Origin of the sequence: Ruegeria discodermiae (assembly GCF_030758345.1) — a bacterium.
Classification (GTDB): Bacteria; Pseudomonadota; Alphaproteobacteria; order Rhodobacterales; family Rhodobacteraceae; genus Ruegeria_C.
The window spans coordinates 141,698-157,474 of the sequence record NZ_JAVAMO010000011.1 but is presented as its reverse complement, the minus strand read 5'-3'; the positions used below and the strand labels follow the sequence as shown (position 1 = coordinate 157,474).

General features: G+C 59.3%; 15 protein-coding genes. 10 read left to right on the top strand and 5 right to left on the bottom strand.

From position 1 onward, the window contains the following. On the top strand, positions 1 to 470 hold a 470-nt coding region (locus Q5Y75_RS19995), incomplete at its 5' end, for a substrate-binding domain-containing protein (protein ID WP_306200905.1). A gap of 6 nt (positions 471 to 476) precedes the next feature. Here Q5Y75_RS19995 and Q5Y75_RS19990 read toward each other — a convergent pair. The 4 genes from Q5Y75_RS19990 to Q5Y75_RS19975 form a co-directional block, all read right to left on the bottom strand. Then, positions 477 to 1,529 (bottom strand): hypothetical protein, encoded by a 1,053-nt coding sequence (locus Q5Y75_RS19990; RefSeq protein ID WP_306200903.1) that lies wholly within the window; start codon positions 1,527 to 1,529, stop codon positions 477 to 479. 55 nt (positions 1,530 to 1,584) lie between these two features. After that, positions 1,585 to 1,896: a MocE family 2Fe-2S type ferredoxin gene (locus Q5Y75_RS19985; protein WP_306200901.1), complete on the bottom strand. Its 312-nt coding sequence runs from the start codon at positions 1,894 to 1,896 to the stop codon at positions 1,585 to 1,587. 29 nt (positions 1,897 to 1,925) lie between these two features. Continuing rightward, entirely contained in the window at positions 1,926 to 3,059 is a 1,134-nt protein-coding gene (locus tag Q5Y75_RS19980) for a fatty acid desaturase family protein (RefSeq protein ID WP_306200899.1), read from the bottom strand. A gap of 193 nt (positions 3,060 to 3,252) precedes the next feature. Next, positions 3,253 to 4,278: a LacI family DNA-binding transcriptional regulator gene (locus Q5Y75_RS19975; protein WP_306200897.1), complete on the bottom strand. Its 1,026-nt coding sequence runs from the start codon at positions 4,276 to 4,278 to the stop codon at positions 3,253 to 3,255. 183 nt (positions 4,279 to 4,461) lie between these two features. On the opposite strand from Q5Y75_RS19975, the gene Q5Y75_RS19970 reads away from it, so the two are divergent. From Q5Y75_RS19970 to Q5Y75_RS19930, 9 genes are all read left to right on the top strand, one after another. After that, a complete protein-coding gene (locus Q5Y75_RS19970; RefSeq protein WP_306200895.1) occupies positions 4,462 to 5,190 on the top strand; it encodes an SDR family NAD(P)-dependent oxidoreductase in 729 nt (242 codons plus the stop codon). Positions 5,191 to 5,202: 12 nt separating this feature from the next. After that, positions 5,203 to 6,366, top strand: a complete 1,164-nt coding sequence (locus tag Q5Y75_RS19965) for a Gfo/Idh/MocA family protein (protein ID WP_306200893.1) — start codon at positions 5,203 to 5,205, stop codon at positions 6,364 to 6,366. 1 nt (position 6,367) lies between these two features. Continuing rightward, positions 6,368 to 7,282: a sugar phosphate isomerase/epimerase family protein gene (locus Q5Y75_RS19960; protein WP_306200891.1), complete on the top strand. Its 915-nt coding sequence runs from the start codon at positions 6,368 to 6,370 to the stop codon at positions 7,280 to 7,282. A 56-nt stretch (positions 7,283 to 7,338) separates the two neighbouring features. Continuing rightward, positions 7,339 to 8,376, top strand: a complete 1,038-nt coding sequence (locus Q5Y75_RS19955; protein WP_306200889.1) for an ABC transporter substrate-binding protein — start codon at positions 7,339 to 7,341, stop codon at positions 8,374 to 8,376. A 73-nt stretch (positions 8,377 to 8,449) separates the two neighbouring features. Continuing rightward, positions 8,450 to 9,934, top strand: a complete 1,485-nt coding sequence (locus Q5Y75_RS19950) for a sugar ABC transporter ATP-binding protein (RefSeq protein ID WP_306200887.1) — start codon at positions 8,450 to 8,452, stop codon at positions 9,932 to 9,934. Continuing rightward, positions 9,931 to 10,872, top strand: coding sequence for an ABC transporter permease (locus tag Q5Y75_RS19945; protein ID WP_306200885.1), 942 nt, complete (start codon positions 9,931 to 9,933; stop codon positions 10,870 to 10,872). The genes Q5Y75_RS19950 and Q5Y75_RS19945 overlap by 4 nt, the downstream gene beginning before the upstream one ends. After that, complete coding sequence (locus Q5Y75_RS19940) at positions 10,869 to 11,876, top strand: ABC transporter permease (protein WP_306200883.1); 1,008 nt, start codon at positions 10,869 to 10,871, stop codon at positions 11,874 to 11,876. The genes Q5Y75_RS19945 and Q5Y75_RS19940 overlap by 4 nt, the downstream gene beginning before the upstream one ends. Before the next feature lie 12 nt (positions 11,877 to 11,888). Continuing rightward, positions 11,889 to 12,965 carry a Gfo/Idh/MocA family protein gene (locus Q5Y75_RS19935; RefSeq protein ID WP_306200881.1) on the top strand — a complete coding sequence of 359 codons (1,077 nt, stop codon included), beginning with the start codon at positions 11,889 to 11,891 and terminating at the stop codon, positions 12,963 to 12,965. Continuing rightward, entirely contained in the window at positions 12,962 to 14,077 is a 1,116-nt protein-coding gene (locus Q5Y75_RS19930) for a Gfo/Idh/MocA family protein (protein WP_306200879.1), read from the top strand. The genes Q5Y75_RS19935 and Q5Y75_RS19930 overlap by 4 nt, the downstream gene beginning before the upstream one ends. 90 nt (positions 14,078 to 14,167) lie before the next feature. On the opposite strand, the gene Q5Y75_RS19925 is transcribed toward Q5Y75_RS19930, so the two are convergent. Further along, the gene (locus Q5Y75_RS19925; protein WP_306200876.1) at positions 14,168 to 15,769 is read right to left on the bottom strand and encodes a bifunctional aspartate transaminase/aspartate 4-decarboxylase; all 1,602 of its coding nucleotides are present in this window, start codon (positions 15,767 to 15,769) and stop codon (positions 14,168 to 14,170) included. Positions 15,770 to 15,777 lie beyond the last annotated feature (8 nt).

Below are 15,777 nucleotides of genomic sequence, written 5' to 3'. Positions count from 1 at the left end.
ATCGACACATTGCCTATTTCGGCGGAGTGGCCAAGGCGGGCGGGCGCAGCGAGCGTATCGCCGGGTATGAACAGGCGCTTGTCGATTTCAACCTCGATCCCCCCGTCATTTGGGACTACTTTGACGACAAGATTAGCGGCCTGAACGCACTTAAGGAGCTCCACGCTGCGCATCCGGAGATCACTGCGCTGGTGTGTAATGTAGATATGGTTGCCATCGGCGCCTGCCTGGGCATCAGCCAGTTAGGGATGCAGCCAGGTCGGGAAATCTCGGTGATCGGATTTGACGACATTCAGGACGCCGCTGTTGCCACACCGCCCCTTACGACAATGGCGGTGTCGCCCTACCAGATGGGAAGGAAACTGGCGCGCGTGGTTCTGGACCGCATCAAAGACCCGCAGATGCCCAAATCCATTTCATCGGTCCCGGCAGAATTGGTCGTGCGCGAAACCACCGGGCCAGTGGGCTGAGCGCAATCAGGTCGAGCTGATCATGTCGGCCTCAATTGGCACGGACACGCTTTCTTCGCCCGCGCCACAAATCCGAAGCCTGTCTCCGACAAGGTCGATGGAACGCACGGCGGACCCACTTGGCCAGGGGATTGCCCCAATCACATGTGCGACCTCGATTGTATCGGTCGGGGTCAGCGCGACGCCTCCAACCCTGGATGCCTCATCTGTCGACTGACTGTTCAGGATATGCCCCGCCGCGCCTTCCTCAACGCCCAGGCACCCAAAATGCCGACCAGACCAGGGCGGATAGTCTCTGCCTCCGTTTGAGTGCCAGAGCATCGTCATGGGGAGCGCGCTCGCCGCGCGAAGCGACAGGAACAAGTCGCCCTCAACAGGTCGTGTAACCGCCGTCCAACCCAATTCGTGACCCGAGGCCTCTAGGCCGATGACAAAATCCTCGTGGTTTGGAAACCATGGATACCGGGTTAAATCCAAATCTCCCCCAATGCCGGGAAAAGCAGCGAGTGAGGGGCTTTCGGCAGGATAAACGAGACCTGATCTGCCCAGGTTCGGATCCGTTTCGAGTGCAACATTCGGAGTTTTCCAGCACAGTTTCGGTGAGGTGCGGATAGCTCCTCCATTCGGCAAAGCGACGTTGGCGTGATTTGCAACCGGCACATGCCCATCACCGCCGGAAAAGACATGGCGTTGATAGACGAACGGGTGGTTCGGGCGCAGCGTAATCTCCTTGCAGAGCGTGGCACCAAATACCCTCCGCCTCAGTTCGACTCTGAGGTGGTCGCCGGTATGCTTCAGCACGCGCCACGAAGAGTTTGCGGGCCAGCCGTGCAGCGCCGAGCCGCCCTCCGTGCCGCCAAAGGGCGCACAGAAAAAATCTCCGCCCAGCTTTTTCAGATGCGGTGCTATGTCGTCGGGCAGGGTCTCACTCGATCCCACCCAAGGTGCAACGTGCAGGGGCGCGATCTCTTTTTCGCCATCAGATACATGAAAGCTCTGGATCATGCCCAGGTCAGGATCGAAGGAGAGGCGGATACCTTTCGATGAAAGTTCAATCACGCAACGCCCTCCAAACTGGCCATCGTTCTAATACATCAGGACCAAAGATCACATGTCAGTCGATCTGGATCAGCACGCGGCCAGCCTCAACCCTGGCATCGTAGGTGGCGAGGTTCACGCAGACAGGCGCGCGCAAGGCTTCGCCGGTTCGATAGTCAAAAACCCCGTTATGCCGGGGGCATTCGATTTCGTTATCTATGACAAGGCCGTCCGCCAGATGCACCTGCTCATGTGTGCAAAGCCCATCGGTGCAATAGAATGCTCCATCCGGACTTCGGTAGATCGCATAAGTCCGGTCATCGTGATCCCAACGAATGACATCTTCTTCATCCACATCATCTACGGCGCATGCGTCAATCCAGGGCATCGATCATTCCTTCTATCAGCATTACGATCTTAGGCCGGGGACCGCTCTGGAACTTCACTATGCAGGGCTTCGTTGTAAGGCTGCGCAGTTGGCGGAAGCTCTTTGCGCAGCGCGTAATCCGGGTCCTGCCTCTGGCGCATGACGGCGCGCATCATTTCACGATAGGCGTCCCAGATTGAGGTGTTTGGTTTTGGTAAGTCGTGCTTGATCTGCTCATGAAGCTTCGGAAGCGCGTAATAGGGAACCATCGGAAACATGTGATGTTCTACATGATAGTTCATGTTCCAATACAGCCAGCGGCTGATCGGATTCATGTAGAGGGTACGGGAGTTCAAACGGTGGTCGATGACGTTTTCCGCAAGGCCGCCATGTTGCAAAAGACCGGTCATGACGAAATGCCAGCACCCATAAACCCGTGGCCCGCCGATCAGCAGGATCGGGATGATGCTGGCCCAGCCCTGCCCAACAACCAGCATGCCGATTGAGACGCAGAGAACAACCGCGTAAATCGCCATGTGGACCCGCGCCCAGAAGATCGCTTTGGGCCATTCGCTTTCGGGGATATAGGTCTGCTCCTCTGGCGATAGCTGACCCATCGCGTTTCGCGCCAGCACCCTCAGAGATTGCCAGGTTTCAACAACACCAACAAAAGCCAGTGCCTTCAAAACAAGATTGATCGGGTGCATCCAGGCAATCTCGGGGTCGCGACCGACGATGAGCGTATCAGTGTGGTGGCGCGCGTGACTCCAGCGCCAGTTGACCGGGTTTCGCATGACCTGAAACGAGGCGATGTGATAAACCACATCATTCATCCATCGCGTGCGGAATGCCGTTCCGTGTCCACATTCATGCCACCGGCTGTCGCATGCCGAGCCGTATAGAACGCCATAGGCAAACCAGAACGGAACGCACAACCAGGATCCCCAGAAATAGATGCCTCCGGCGGCAAACAGGATATGCAGCCCGACCCAGATCGCAGTGTCGCGCATCGCCGGGCCATCGCGCCGTTTTATAAGCGTCTTGAACATCTTACGTGGCACGTCGCTATGATACCACTGCGCCGCTGCCAACCCGATCTCAACGGCCCGAGTCCCTGATGGGCCGGTCAAGGAGTAATCCCGCGCCATTGGTGCGGCGTCATGCAAAGGGGCCGTGTCGCTCATGCGTCCTCCCCGGGAACGGCTACATCTCGAAAACGTCAAAGATATCCGGTGAAGCTTGGCAACTCCTCCCCACTTGCTCAAGAGATTTCCGCATCCGGCCCGATTGCGACAAAGAACAGGCGCCGTGTTTCGGTGCCGCCAACACAGATAACGCTGTCCGTGGGTTTGAGCACTCCGCGCCTTGCGCTCCGGCCTAATACGCAGGCGGCGCGGTGCTTGCGCGAATGACAAGCTCAACAGGCAGCGCCGGTTCACGACCGCTCTGCTCATTTGCCTTGGCCAACCGATCCAGGAGAACCTCTGCTGCACGACGCCCCAGACTGTGGCGATCCTGACGGATCGTGGTCAGCGCCGGAACAAACGAGCCTGACATTTCAATATCGTCAAAGCCCACAACCGAGATATCCTCCGGAACCCGCAGGCCGCCTGCGATCAGACCCGCTATCAGCCCAAAAGCGACCATGTCAGCGGAACAGAAGACCGCCGAGGGCCTGTCATGCATTGCCAAAATTCGATGTGCCGCTTCATGACCGGACTCTAGTGAGAAATCGCCGCGAATGATCCATTCCGGACGCACCGGCAGTCCCAATCTCTCGCGTTCAGCTACCATGCCCTCGCGGCGCGCGGTGGTGAGGACATTTCCGTCCGGCCCCGTGACATGGCCAATCTTCTTGTGACCGAGATCATGCAAATGGCGGATGGCAAGCCGCGCCCCTTCTGCATTGTCGCTTGAGATCACCGGGAAATCCTGCCCCTCCACCCATTCGCAAAGGAAGACAATCCGCCCTCCCGCACCACAGCGGGTGCATTCAGCGAGCGCCTCGGCGGACAAGCCTCCATCCAATGAGATTGCCCCGTCAATTCGGCCATCGATGAAGTACCCCGACAATGTCGCATCCTGAAGCGGGTTGCTTTCCGTATCGGTGATCAACACGGCGTAATCGGACCCCACGAACCCCTCGCTGATGCCCGCCAGAATGCCGGAATAAAATGGCTTGCCGAGATTCGGAACAAGGATCAGCACGGCGCCCGCCCGCTGCATGCGCAGATTTCGTGCCGCCTGATTGACCCGGTAACCCGTTTCCTGAACTGCGCGCAAAACGGCCTCGCGGGTACGATCGGAAACGAGGCCGGGGTTTGACAAAACGCGGCTGACCGTTGCTGTCGAAACGCCTGCAGCGCGGGCGACATCCTGAATTGTGGCCGGTTTCTGGAACATATCGATGGCCCGTCAGAGAATTTGCGGCTTGACTCGAATCTTTTGCCAAGGCGACTATGCAATCGATTTCATACGCTGAAAAGAACTTTTAGCGGACATGAAATCGATTGCACAGACTCAATGCGAAACACGAGAAGACTTGGGGAAACACATCTGCTGCCGTAAGACGATAGGATTTTTCGGGTGACCGCCGCTGTGGCTTTCGACTTCGCGGGCGCCAAGGTGCTTGTGATCGGGGCCAGTCGGGCCGGTATCGGCGCCGCCATTGCGCGCGCGTTTCAGGATGCCGGTGCAGAGGTGGAAATAACGGGTGTCGAGCCGAACTGCGCGCCACAGGATGCGGACCGTTTCGCCTATACCCAACTGGACGTCACGGACACCGAAGCGGTGAAGACATTCGCGCGGTCGCGCAGCAGCGTGGATGTCCTGATCAATTGCGCCGCAATCACCCGTCGCGGCGAAGAAATGGCGCCGGATTTCTTTTCGCATGTGCTGGATGTGAACCTGACCGGCACCTTCCGATGCGCAGAGGTGCTCCACCCTGCCCTGTCGAAGGCCCGCGGCCGTGTGATCAACATAGCCTCGATGTATGCCCGCTTCGGCTCTCCGAAAAACCCGGCTTATGGGGCGTCAAAGGCGGGGGTTGAGCAACTCACCAAGTCATTGGCAATTGCCTGGGCGCAGGATGGCATCCGGGTGAATGCGATCGCCCCGGGGTTCATTGTGACCGAGCAATCCGCCAGAGCGCGGGAAAACCCGGATTTCACCGCAGCGATTGAGGCCCGCACGCCTTTGGGCCGCTGGGGTCAACCCAATGATATTGTCGGTACGGCGCTGTTTCTGGCCTCGGATGCGGCGGCCTTCCTTACAGGTGCCTGCATTCCGGTGGACGGGGGGTATTCTGTTGTCTGAATGGGGGTGGACATGAGGGGCATAGCCGAAACCGGAGCCGCCGTCATAGGAACCGGGTTCATCGGATCCGTGCATGTGCAGGCTCTGCGCCGTCTGGGTGTTCAGGTGCGTGGCGTCCTCGGCTCCTCACCGGAGCGCGGCGCGGAAAGAGCGCGTGAAATCGGCCTTTCCCACTCCTATGGGTCATTGGAGGAGTTGTTGGCCGATGACAGCGTCAGCGTCGTGCATGTCACCTCACCCAATCACGCGCATTACCCGCAGGTGAAAGCCATTCTGGAAGCCGGAAAGCACGTGATCTGCGAAAAGCCACTGGCAATGACCTCTGCCCAAAGCGCCGAGATGGTTGAGATTGCAAAAGCTTCCGGCAAGGTTGCCGCGGTCTGTTACAACATCCGCTTTTATCCGCTGAACCAACACGCCCATGGGATGGTGAAAGCCGGTGACCTGGGAGATATACGTTTTGTCACCGGGCATTATCATCAGGACTGGCTGGCCAAACCCACCGACTGGAACTGGCGGCTGGAAAGCGAGATGGGCGGCGCGTTGCGCTCGGTCGGCGATATCGGCACGCATTGGGTGGACCTGACGAGTTTTGTCACCGGGCTGAGGGCCGCATCACTCATGGCGGAGCTGACAACCTTCCTGCCCGAACGCCAGAAACCCACCGGCCCGGTCGAAACCTTTTCCAGCGCAGCTGGCGCAACAGAGCAGGTCACGATCACCACGGATGACGCGGCCATGATCATGATCCGCTATGACAATGGTGCGCGCGGCGTGATGAGCACCAGCCAGATCAATGTTGGCCGCAAGAACTCGCTGCATTGGGACGTCGCGGGCTCCACGGCAAGCGCGGCCTGGGACAGCGAGACACCTGATCACTTGTTCTTTGGTCATCGCGACGGCCCGAACCAAACCCTGATGCGGGACTTTACGCTGATGAACGATACAGGCGTTGCAGCCGCTACCCTGCCCCCCGGACATGTAGAGGGGTTCGCGGACTCCTTCTTCAACTTCTTTCGCGCCGTTTACTCGGATGTTGTGCGGGGAGGTCGACAACACGGCAGCACCTGGGCAACCTTCGAGGATGGGCATTACGAGATGCTGTTCTGCGATGCGGTGCTGAAATCGTCACAAGAACAGCGCTGGGTAGACCTGAGCGAGATTGGAGAGCGATAAGATGAAACTGGGCCTGCTGACCGCTCCATTCGAAGATACGGAATTGACAGATGTTGCGGCTTGGTCCGGTGCCAATGGGTTTTCAGCGCTTGAGATCGCATGCTGGCCCGCAGCCGGGGGCGAAAAGCGACGCTATGCGGGAACGAGCCATATCAATGTCGATGGATTGACCGCCTCTGAGGGTTCCGAGATCAAAGGCCAGCTTTCCGAGCACGGGATCGAGATTTCAGGCCTTGGTTACTACCCCAATCCCCTGCATGCGGATGCGGATCACCGCGAGGACGTCATCAGCCATTTAAAGAACGTCATCACTGCTGCGGGTGTGATGGGTGTCGATGTCGTCAACACTTTCATTGGCGGGGACCGCTCCTTGAGCGTAGATGAGAACTGGGCGCGCGCGACCGGTATTTTCGACCCTATTGTGCGGCATGCGCAGGATGCAGGGGTCAGGCTGTGTTTTGAAAACTGCCCGATGATCTTCAGCTACGATGAGTGGCCCGGCGGGCACAACATTGCCTACAGCCCCCGAATCTGGCGACGCATTTTCGAGCAATGGGGCAATGCGGTCGGCATGAATTTCGACCCGTCACACCTGATCTGGCAATTCATCGACCAGACCCGCTTCATCAAGGAATTCGGGCCGCATATGGGCCATGTGCATGCCAAGGATCTTATGGTGGATCGCGACGGGCTTTATGAGCACGGTATCATGTCGGTGGGGATGGGATGGCAAATACCCCGGCTCTGCGGTCTTGGCGATGTGGACTGGTCCAATTTCTTTTCCGGTCTCTATCGCGCCGGGTATGATGGGCCGATCATCATCGAACATGAAGACAGATTGTTCGAAGGCACAGATGAGAAAGTGAAGCGCGGCTTTCTTCTGGCTCGGGACGTTCTGCAACCCTTCATCAAATAGAAAAGAGAGCGAAGCACCGCAAACTAAAACAGATTGTGAACTGGGAGGAACATAAAATGAAAACATTACTATCAGGCGTCGCCGCTTTTGCCGTCGCAGCATCCTTGACGCCGGCGGCTTTTGCCGGTGGCCACAAGAGCTATACGATCGGTGTTTCCAACACCGTGCAGGGCAATGGCTGGCGCGAACAGATGATCTGCGCGATGCGTGCGCAGGCGCTGGTCGAGGGCGATGTGAACAACATCATCGTGGCGCATCGCAACACCGACAGCGCGGGCCAGCTTGAAGACATCAACAACCTCATCGAAGCCGGTGTCGACGCCATTGTCCTGAACCCGTCCAACCCTGATGCTCTGAACTCTGCGCTTGAGCAGGCGATGGCGCAGGATATCGTCGTGGTCGCGGTGGATGCCGGTGTCACGGCAGAAGGTGCCTATATCCTTTCCAACAATCAGGAGGAATACGCCTATCTCGGCGCTAAATGGCTGTTCGAGCAGCTCGGCGGCAAAGGTGACGTGGTCTATATGCGCGGCATTGCTGGCGTGTCAGCCGACACCGACCGCGACAACGGTTTCAAACGCGCTTTGGAAGAGTTCCCGGATATCAAGGTTGTTCATGAGGTTTTCACCGGTTGGCAGCAGGATCAGGGCAAGCAACAGATGTTTGATTTCCTGGCGACCGGCATTCCGTTTGACGGGGTCTGGACCAGCGGAATCGACAATGTGATTGTCGATGTGTTCACCGAGTCCGGCGCGCCGCTGGTGCCGATTGTCGGCGCGGATAACGCAGGTTTCGTTCAGTATCTGACTGAGGTGGATGGTCTTAAAGGGGCTGCGGTGACCAACCCCGGTTCAGTTGGCGGGGCCGGAATTGCCCTGGCGGTCGACATTCTGAACGGCGAGGCGCCAGACAGCAAAACCGTGCTTGTCGATCCCGTTCTCTGGGAAAATACAACCGACGACGGTGTGGCCACAATTTCGGCGGCGCAGAACCCCAATCTCGATCCGGAATGGCCTGTTTCCGTGACCGTCCCGGGTTGGACCGACTATACGATGGAACAGATCATTGCCTGCGAAGGTCCGGGCGAAGGCTGATCCAAAACGAGGCTGGCCCCCCACATCGATGCCGGGGGGCCACGCGGTGACCAGCAGGCAACCAGAGATCTTCATGACAAACACAGCCCTCCTTGACGCGTCGGGCGTGGCCAAGAGCTTCGGTGCCGTGCGTGCGTTGACCGATGCGCGGCTGACGGTTGCGGAGGGCGAAATCGTTGCTCTGATGGGGGCCAACGGCGCGGGGAAATCCACCTTCGTCAAAATCATTACCGGCGCTTTGAAACCTGACGCCGGCCATGTCCTGATCCGCGGCAAACCAGCCCCGGTGGGCAGCCCGGCCGAGGCGCGCCGATCAGGTCTCGTGCCCGTTTATCAGGAACCCTCGCTCATCCCCGATCTGGACGTGGCCGACAATCTGCGTCTGACCAGCACGCCCTCGGACCCCTTCCGCCATTGGGTTTCGGAACTTGGAATCACAGATCTCGCCTTGTCGGACATGATTTGCGATCTGCCTTTGGCGACCTTGCGCATCCTTGATCTTGCGCGCGCCTTGGCCGCCGAACCCGACGTGTTACTTCTCGACGAGATGACGGCGGCACTGCCCACCGATCTGGTCGACCGCGTCCTCAAGACGGTACGCGGCAAGGCAAATGATGGGATGGGGGTGATCTATGTCTCGCACCGTTTCACCGAAATCTCAGATCTGTGTGACCGCGCAACGGTGTTGCGGGATGGTCAGACCGTCGGTGATCTCGACATTGAAGACGGTGTGGAGGATCGCGTGGTCGAATTGATGCTCGGTCAGAAACTTGATCTTGGCCAGCGGGCGATGGCCCGTACGACATTCCCTCAGGGCCAAACACCGCGTCTCAGGGTCAGGACGCTGGCCGCTGAACCGAAATTCTCCGATGTCTCTTTCGATCTCTATCCCGGCGAGGTGCTGGGCGTCGTTGCTCTGGAAGGGCAAGGGCAGGACGAGCTGTTCGACGTGCTCGCAGGTTTCGAAAAGCCCAGCGCGGGCAGGGTCGAGGTTGATGGCAAACCCGTCAGTTTCACCCATCCCGCCGACGCCATCGCTGCGGGTCTCACCTTCGTGCCGGGTAACCGTGCTGATGCGCTTCTGTCTCAACGCTCGGTAAAGGAAAACATCGCGCTGCCATTCTCCGCCCGACCGGCCAATTGGGGGCCGCTGAACCGGCGCCACGAGCGTGCGCGTGTGGGGTACGCCATCGAAAAGCTGCAGATCGACACGCGCGCGCAGGGCGAAGTGCAGCGACTGTCGGGTGGCAACCAGCAGAAAGTGACGATTGGGCGCTGGCTTGCAACCGGCGTCGAAACGCTGCTTTTGTTTGATCCCACGCGCGGCATCGACGTGCGCACCAAGCGGCAGATTTATCCGCTCGTGCGTGAGCTTGCCGAACAGGGGGCAGCCATCCTGTTCTATACGTCAGAGCTTGAAGAGGTGCCGCTCGCCTGTGACCGGGCCGTCGTCATTTTCAATGGTCGCGTGGTCGATGTGATCGACGGAGCCGAGGCGGATGAGCAGACCCTGATGCGCGCCGCCTATGGCCTGACCGCGGCAGAGGGCGCGGCGTGAGCCGGTTTCTTCGCAAACATGCCTGGGTCTCGGGCCTTGCGGCCCTGCTGGTTGTCCTTCTGATCGTCACAAAGCTCATCCAACCATCTTTCGGCGCTTCCGGGCTGGAAAGCATCGCCCGCGCCGCCCTGCCTTTCGCCTTTGCCACCGCTGGCATGGCCGTGGTTGTGATCGTCGGCGGCATTGATCTGTCGGTCGCCTCGATGATGGCCGTCTGCGCCGTGACAGCGGCTGTACTCATGGAACGTATGGCGGGCATCCCGGCGCTGATGATCGTGCTGAGTCTGGGGCTTGCCATGGGCCTGATCAACGGCGCTTTGATCGTCCTGACCCGCGTGCCCGATATCGTCGTGACGCTCGCAATGCTCTTTGTCTGGGAGGGCGCGGCCCTTTTGATCCTGGAGAGCCCGGGCGGTGCAACGGCCGATTGGCTTGAACACGCCATCCGCGGAAGTTTTGTTTTTGACGGCCTCCCCAAGGCATTGCTGGTCATCGCACTGGGCATTGCCATCATCTGGCTTCCCATCCGCCGTACCAAACTTGGGCTGTCCATTTATGCCACCGGATCGGATGAGCGCGCCGCATTCCGATCCGGCGTCGCTGTCGGGCGGACCAAGATTGCGGCTTATGCAGTTTGCGGTCTGTTTTGCGCGATGGGCGGCCTGAGCCTCGCCGCCCTGACCGGAATCGGAGAGCCTGTTCCGGGACCCTACCTGATGGCCTCGGTCGCGGCTGTGGTGCTGGGCGGGGTTGTTCTGGGCGGCGGCAAGGGTGGCTTGCTGGGACCGATCATCGCCGTATTCATCTTGCGTATCATCCGCACGATCCTGACGCTTTTGGCTGTTGATCCAAACGTCACCACGATCATAGAAGGAACCATCATGGTCGCGGTCGTGATGCTGGGAACCGCCGCATCCCTGAGAGGGGCACGACGATGAGTGCCCAGAACACAGATACCCCCCTCACCCGGTTTGGCCGTTATCTGCGCGACAACCCGATCATCCCGCTGCTGGTCTTTCTTTTCCTGATGATCGCGTTGCTTGAGGTCCTGCGCCCGGGAATAGTCATGCCGATCCGCGCTGGCCGGGACGGGCTGATCTCATCTTTCTGGGTCGGCAACCTCATCAAGTTTGCGATCCCGCTGGCGATGCTCGCGGCCTGTCAGGTGCTGACGATGCTGACTGCCGGGATCGACCTTTCTGTCGGAGTGGTTGCGACGGTGTCCGCGTTCGTCTGTGCCACCCTGAGCGCCGTCTGGGGCGTCGCGCCAGCGGTGTTTGTCGCCCTTGCCGCTGCGCTGGCAGTTGGCGTGGTGAATGGCATCGGTGTGGGTCTGGTGCGGGTGCATCCTTTGATCATGACGCTGGGAACCGGGCTGATCGCCACCGGCTGCCTGCAAGTCTATCAGCGCCTCGTCATCAATGCGGGCACCCATATCCCCGAATTCCTGGCATGGCTCGGCACCGGTCGCACGGCGGGCATGCCAAACGGGCTGATTGTCTTTGTCCCCTTCGCGCTCTTCATTCTATGGCTCATGCGGTATACGGGTTTTGGCCGCCTGCTCTTTGCCCTTGGTTCGAACGAGCATGCGGCGAAGCTTTCGGGCGTACGGGCCTGGCAGGTCTATCTGGCTCTCTATGTGCTCTCCAGCCTCATCGCGGCGCTTGCCGGTCTGCTCTATCTCGGGATGATCCGGCAGACTTCGCTGAGCCTGGCCAATCCGCTGCTTTTGCCATCGGTTGCTGCTGCGGTGATTGGCGGCACATCGATCTTTGGCGGGCGCGGAAGCTATGCGGGTGCAATCGTCGGCGCGCTGATCCTGCGCGTCCTCGATACAATGCTCACGCTCTTGCAGATGCCCGAGGGCGCGCGCACGGCGCTTTTTGGACTTATCATTCTCGCAGTTACCGCGCTCTATGTAAGGATCACCGGCACACGTTGACAGGAGGCTCCCATGTCCAAAATCCGTATCGTCGGCATCAGCTTTGACCATATGCATATGGGAGATCTGTTGCGCATGGTGCATGAACATCCAGATGCTGAAATTGCGGGACTCTTCGATCCCGACCGCGCCAGAATGCAATCCGCGATCGAAACGTTTGGCATTCCCGAGGCGGCTGTATTCACCGATTTTTACACCTGTATGACGGCTGGCCCCTATGACATGGCGATACTCTGTGCGGCCACGGCAGACCATGCCGATTACGCCGAAAAGCTGGCGCCGCATGATCTTCATATCTTTGTCGAAAAACCCTTCGCTGCGTCGACTGAGGACGCCCGGCGCATGATCGCGGCGATGGACGGGACGGGCAGACAGATGATCATCAACTGGCCGCTGCGCTGGGTCGAAAGCCATGTGACCGCAAAGCGCCTGATCGATGAAGGCCTGATCGGAGAGCTGCGCGAAGTTCATTTCTATGACGGCAATCGCGGCCCGCTCTATCATCTTGCCGACAAGGTCGAGGTCAGCCCTGCTGAGGTCGAACGTCAGAAACCCTCCTCCTGGTGGTACAAGAAGGCGTCGGGAGGGGGCTCACTTCTTGACTACCTTGGCTACGGCGCGACGCTTGGCACCTGGTACATGAATGGAGAGGCCCCGCTTGAGGTGACCTGCACCGTTGACGAAACCCCCGGCATCGAGGTCGACCAGCACGCCATCGCCGTTTGCCGCTATGCCAAGGGCCTGTCGAAGATGGAGACCCGATGGGGCACCTTCACCGATCCCTGGACGACGCAACCTCTACCCACCTGTGGGTTTGTCTTTGTCGGCACCGATGGCACGATCTCGTCGCCTGACTATGCGGACCATGTGACCGTGCAGACCCGCACCCGGCCTGCGCGGCATGATATCCCCGCCGATCCATTGCCAGAGGGTGAACGCAACGCCATCGAATATGTTCTGGGCTGCCTCGCGCAGGATAGGAAGGTGAGCGGCCCGCTTGATCCCGCCCTCTGCCTGACAGCCCAGAGGATCGTCGATACCGCCGTACAATCGGCTGCCAAAAAACGTACATTAGAGCTGCTCCAATGACCTCAGATGCCGCGGATACAGATACCTATGCCCTGAAATCGGCGGGCGTGCCCGAGATCGAAGCGCCCTCTTTGCCCTACCGTCCGCCGCGCCCCAAAGCCTATCGGCCCAGGATCGGCATGATCGGAACCGGTGGAATCTCGGCCAGCCATCTGGACGCCTATCGCAGCGCCGGTTGGAAGGTTGCCGCGCTCTGGAACCGCACCCGCAGCAAGGCGGAAGAAAAGGCTGCTGAATATTGCCCCGCAGCGAGGGTAGAAGACGATTGGCAAACGCTTCTGACGGATCGCGACATTGAAGTGATCGATATCACCTTGCATCCCGAACACCGCCTGCCGATCATCGAGGCCGCCCTGAAAGCCGGCAAACATGTGCTGAGCCAGAAGCCTTTTGTGACAGACCTCGACATTGGCGAAGACCTTGTGAAGCTCGCCGACGACCATGGCGTCAAGCTTGCAGTCAACCAGAATGGCCGCTGGTCGCCGCATATGTCCTGGATGCGCGAAGCCGTTCGCGCGGGGCTGATCGGGGACGTGCTTTCGACACATATTTCGATCCATTGGAACCACGGTTGGACCGCTGGCACGCCCTTTGATGAAATCGAGGACCTGCTTCTTTATGATTTTGGCGTGCATTGGTTCGATTTCTTAACGTCAGTGATCGGAGACCGCGCCCATAGCATCTTCGCTACCTCGGTGCGCGCGCAAGGTCAGCCCAACAAAGTTCCGCTGCTCGCTCAGGCCCTGGTGCAGCTTGATGGCGGCCAGGCAAGCCTTGTTTTTGATGGCAGCACCCCCCACGGCGCGCGCGACACGACCTATATTGCCGGAACGCGCGGCAGTCTGATGTCAGACGGGCCGGATCTTTCCTCGCAGAGCCTGACGCTGACCACGGCAGAAGGTATCGCGCGACCAGAGCTTGAGGGCCAGTGGTTCAACGATGGGTTCTCGGGCGCGATGGGCGAGCTCCTCTGCGCAATCGAAGAGGACCGCGACCCGATGAATTCAGCGCGCTCCAACCTGCAGTCGCTGGCCCTGACCTTTGCCGCAGTGCAGTCGCGCCGGACAGGCCAGGAGGTCGAAATCGGGTCGGTGCGCAAGCTCATGACCTGAGCCGCCCCCGTGCGCTGCGCCGGACTTTTCTTCGACTCAGACGCTTGTCAAAGCGCGGTTTTGCGCGGGCCGGACCCTGACAGGATGGCGCTAGTGCGATCCGGTCTCACTGCTGTAGTCCGCATGGTATTCGTCGATCACCTTGCGGGCGAATTTGCCGATGCTCGCGTAGTCATGTTCCGTCAGGTTCGCGAGCGAGACGCGGGCCGAGGGGTCAACCACCTCGAACCCTTTGCCGGGCAGCAGAACCACCCCGGTCTCATCCGCCAGTCGGAACAGAAAATCCGTGGCCTTGTTGTTCACCTCGAACCACGTGGCAAAATCGCCGCCATGCAGGCGTGCGGCCAGCTTCTTGAGGTCGATCAGCGTGTAATAGGCGATGTCGTTATCGTCCAGTTCCAGCACTGTGCCCATGTGTTTGTAGAGCGTATCGAAACGGTGCCGCACCAGACGTTTGGCGGCCTCTTTATAGCGGCCGTCAATGTCCATCAGCCCGTTCAGCGCGAACAACGTCATTTGAAGCTGTTGAGGCAGCGACAGACCCGCCGTGTGGTTCAGCGCCACCGCACGGCTGTCTGCCACAAGACGGTCGATGAAGCGCAGCGCGCGGGGTTCGGTCGTCAGGGACATATAGCGCCGGTCGAGGGTTCGTTTGGCGTCCTCGGAAAGTTTGGCAAGCGCCGTGTCGATCGCATTTTCCTCGTGCAGGCCGATCACACCAAGACGCCAGCCCGTCGCACCGAAATACTTCGAGAAGGAGTAAACGCAAAGCGTGTTGCGCGGGCAGCGGGCAAAGAGCGACACGAAGTCGTCTGCAAAGGTGCCATAGACATCATCGGTGATGATGATCAGGTCTTTTCGCGGGCCGTTCACCAGATCGGCGATCTGGTCAAGCGACGCCTGTGACAGCTTTGCGGATGGTGGGTTGCTGGGATTGACCACGCAAAACACCTTGACCGCCGGATCTTCGAGTTTCTTGATCTCGGCTTCGGGGAATTGCCAGTCATCCTCTTCATCCATGCGGATATCGACGATCTCAAGGTCGTATCCGGGTAACGGAGGAATTTCGAGATAGGGCGAAAAAATCGGCGTGCCAAGCGCGACTTTGTCACCGGCATCGACCAGGAGATTATTCTTAAGTGTCTGGAAAATATAGGTCATGGCCGCAGTGCCACCTTCGGTGGCAAAAAGCGAGAAGTCACCTTGCTGCGGGACGGGCCCGTACATTTCCTGCGCGATATAGGCTTTTACGATCTCTTCGGCATGGCTCAGCATTCTGGGCGGCACCGGATAGTTGCAGCCGAGAAAGGCACCCACCGCTTCGCTGAGGAACGCCTTGCGGTCCAAGCCAAGCTGGTCGCGCACATAAGAGATCGCCGACTGGATGAAGGTCACGCCCGGGTCAGAATCGTTATGGTTCGAAAAAGCATCAAAACGCTGGACGATACCGTCGGCGTCAGGCAGCCCCCCAAATCCGCTGTTGAGATAGGAATAAGACCTCTCTGCCTCCTGCATCGCAAACTCGCCCAGGCGCAGAAAGGCGCGCCGGGGCAAGGTGGCAAGAAAGTTCGGATTCCCGCGCCCGGCGTTCAGCATCATCCGATCCGCATCCGAGCTGGCAATTTCGATCAGCTTGTCCTTCAACTCGAACGGGCTGAGATCGGCAAGTTTGGCAATATCCAGATCGTCCATCGGACATC

Excerpts from the sequence above, each read along its gene's own strand:
- Q5Y75_RS19930 (WP_306200879.1), top strand. The coding sequence starts at position 12,962 with ATGACCTCAGATGCCGCGGATACAGATACCTATGCCCTGAAATCGGCG.
- Q5Y75_RS19935 (WP_306200881.1), top strand. The coding sequence starts at position 11,889 with ATGTCCAAAATCCGTATCGTCGGCATCAGCTTTGACCATATGCATATG.
- Q5Y75_RS19950 (WP_306200887.1), top strand. The coding sequence starts at position 8,450 with ATGACAAACACAGCCCTCCTTGACGCGTCGGGCGTGGCCAAGAGCTTC.
- Q5Y75_RS19975 (WP_306200897.1), bottom strand. The coding sequence starts at position 4,278 with ATGTTCCAGAAACCGGCCACAATTCAGGATGTCGCCCGCGCTGCAGGC.
- Q5Y75_RS19980 (WP_306200899.1), bottom strand. The coding sequence starts at position 3,059 with ATGAGCGACACGGCCCCTTTGCATGACGCCGCACCAATGGCGCGGGAT.
- Q5Y75_RS19965 (WP_306200893.1), top strand. The coding sequence starts at position 5,203 with ATGAGGGGCATAGCCGAAACCGGAGCCGCCGTCATAGGAACCGGGTTC.
- Q5Y75_RS19925 (WP_306200876.1), bottom strand. The coding sequence starts at position 15,769 with ATGGACGATCTGGATATTGCCAAACTTGCCGATCTCAGCCCGTTCGAG.
- Q5Y75_RS19985 (WP_306200901.1), bottom strand. The coding sequence starts at position 1,896 with ATGCCCTGGATTGACGCATGCGCCGTAGATGATGTGGATGAAGAAGAT.
- Q5Y75_RS19955 (WP_306200889.1), top strand. The coding sequence starts at position 7,339 with ATGAAAACATTACTATCAGGCGTCGCCGCTTTTGCCGTCGCAGCATCC.
- Q5Y75_RS19960 (WP_306200891.1), top strand. The coding sequence starts at position 6,368 with ATGAAACTGGGCCTGCTGACCGCTCCATTCGAAGATACGGAATTGACA.
- Q5Y75_RS19940 (WP_306200883.1), top strand. The coding sequence starts at position 10,869 with ATGAGTGCCCAGAACACAGATACCCCCCTCACCCGGTTTGGCCGTTAT.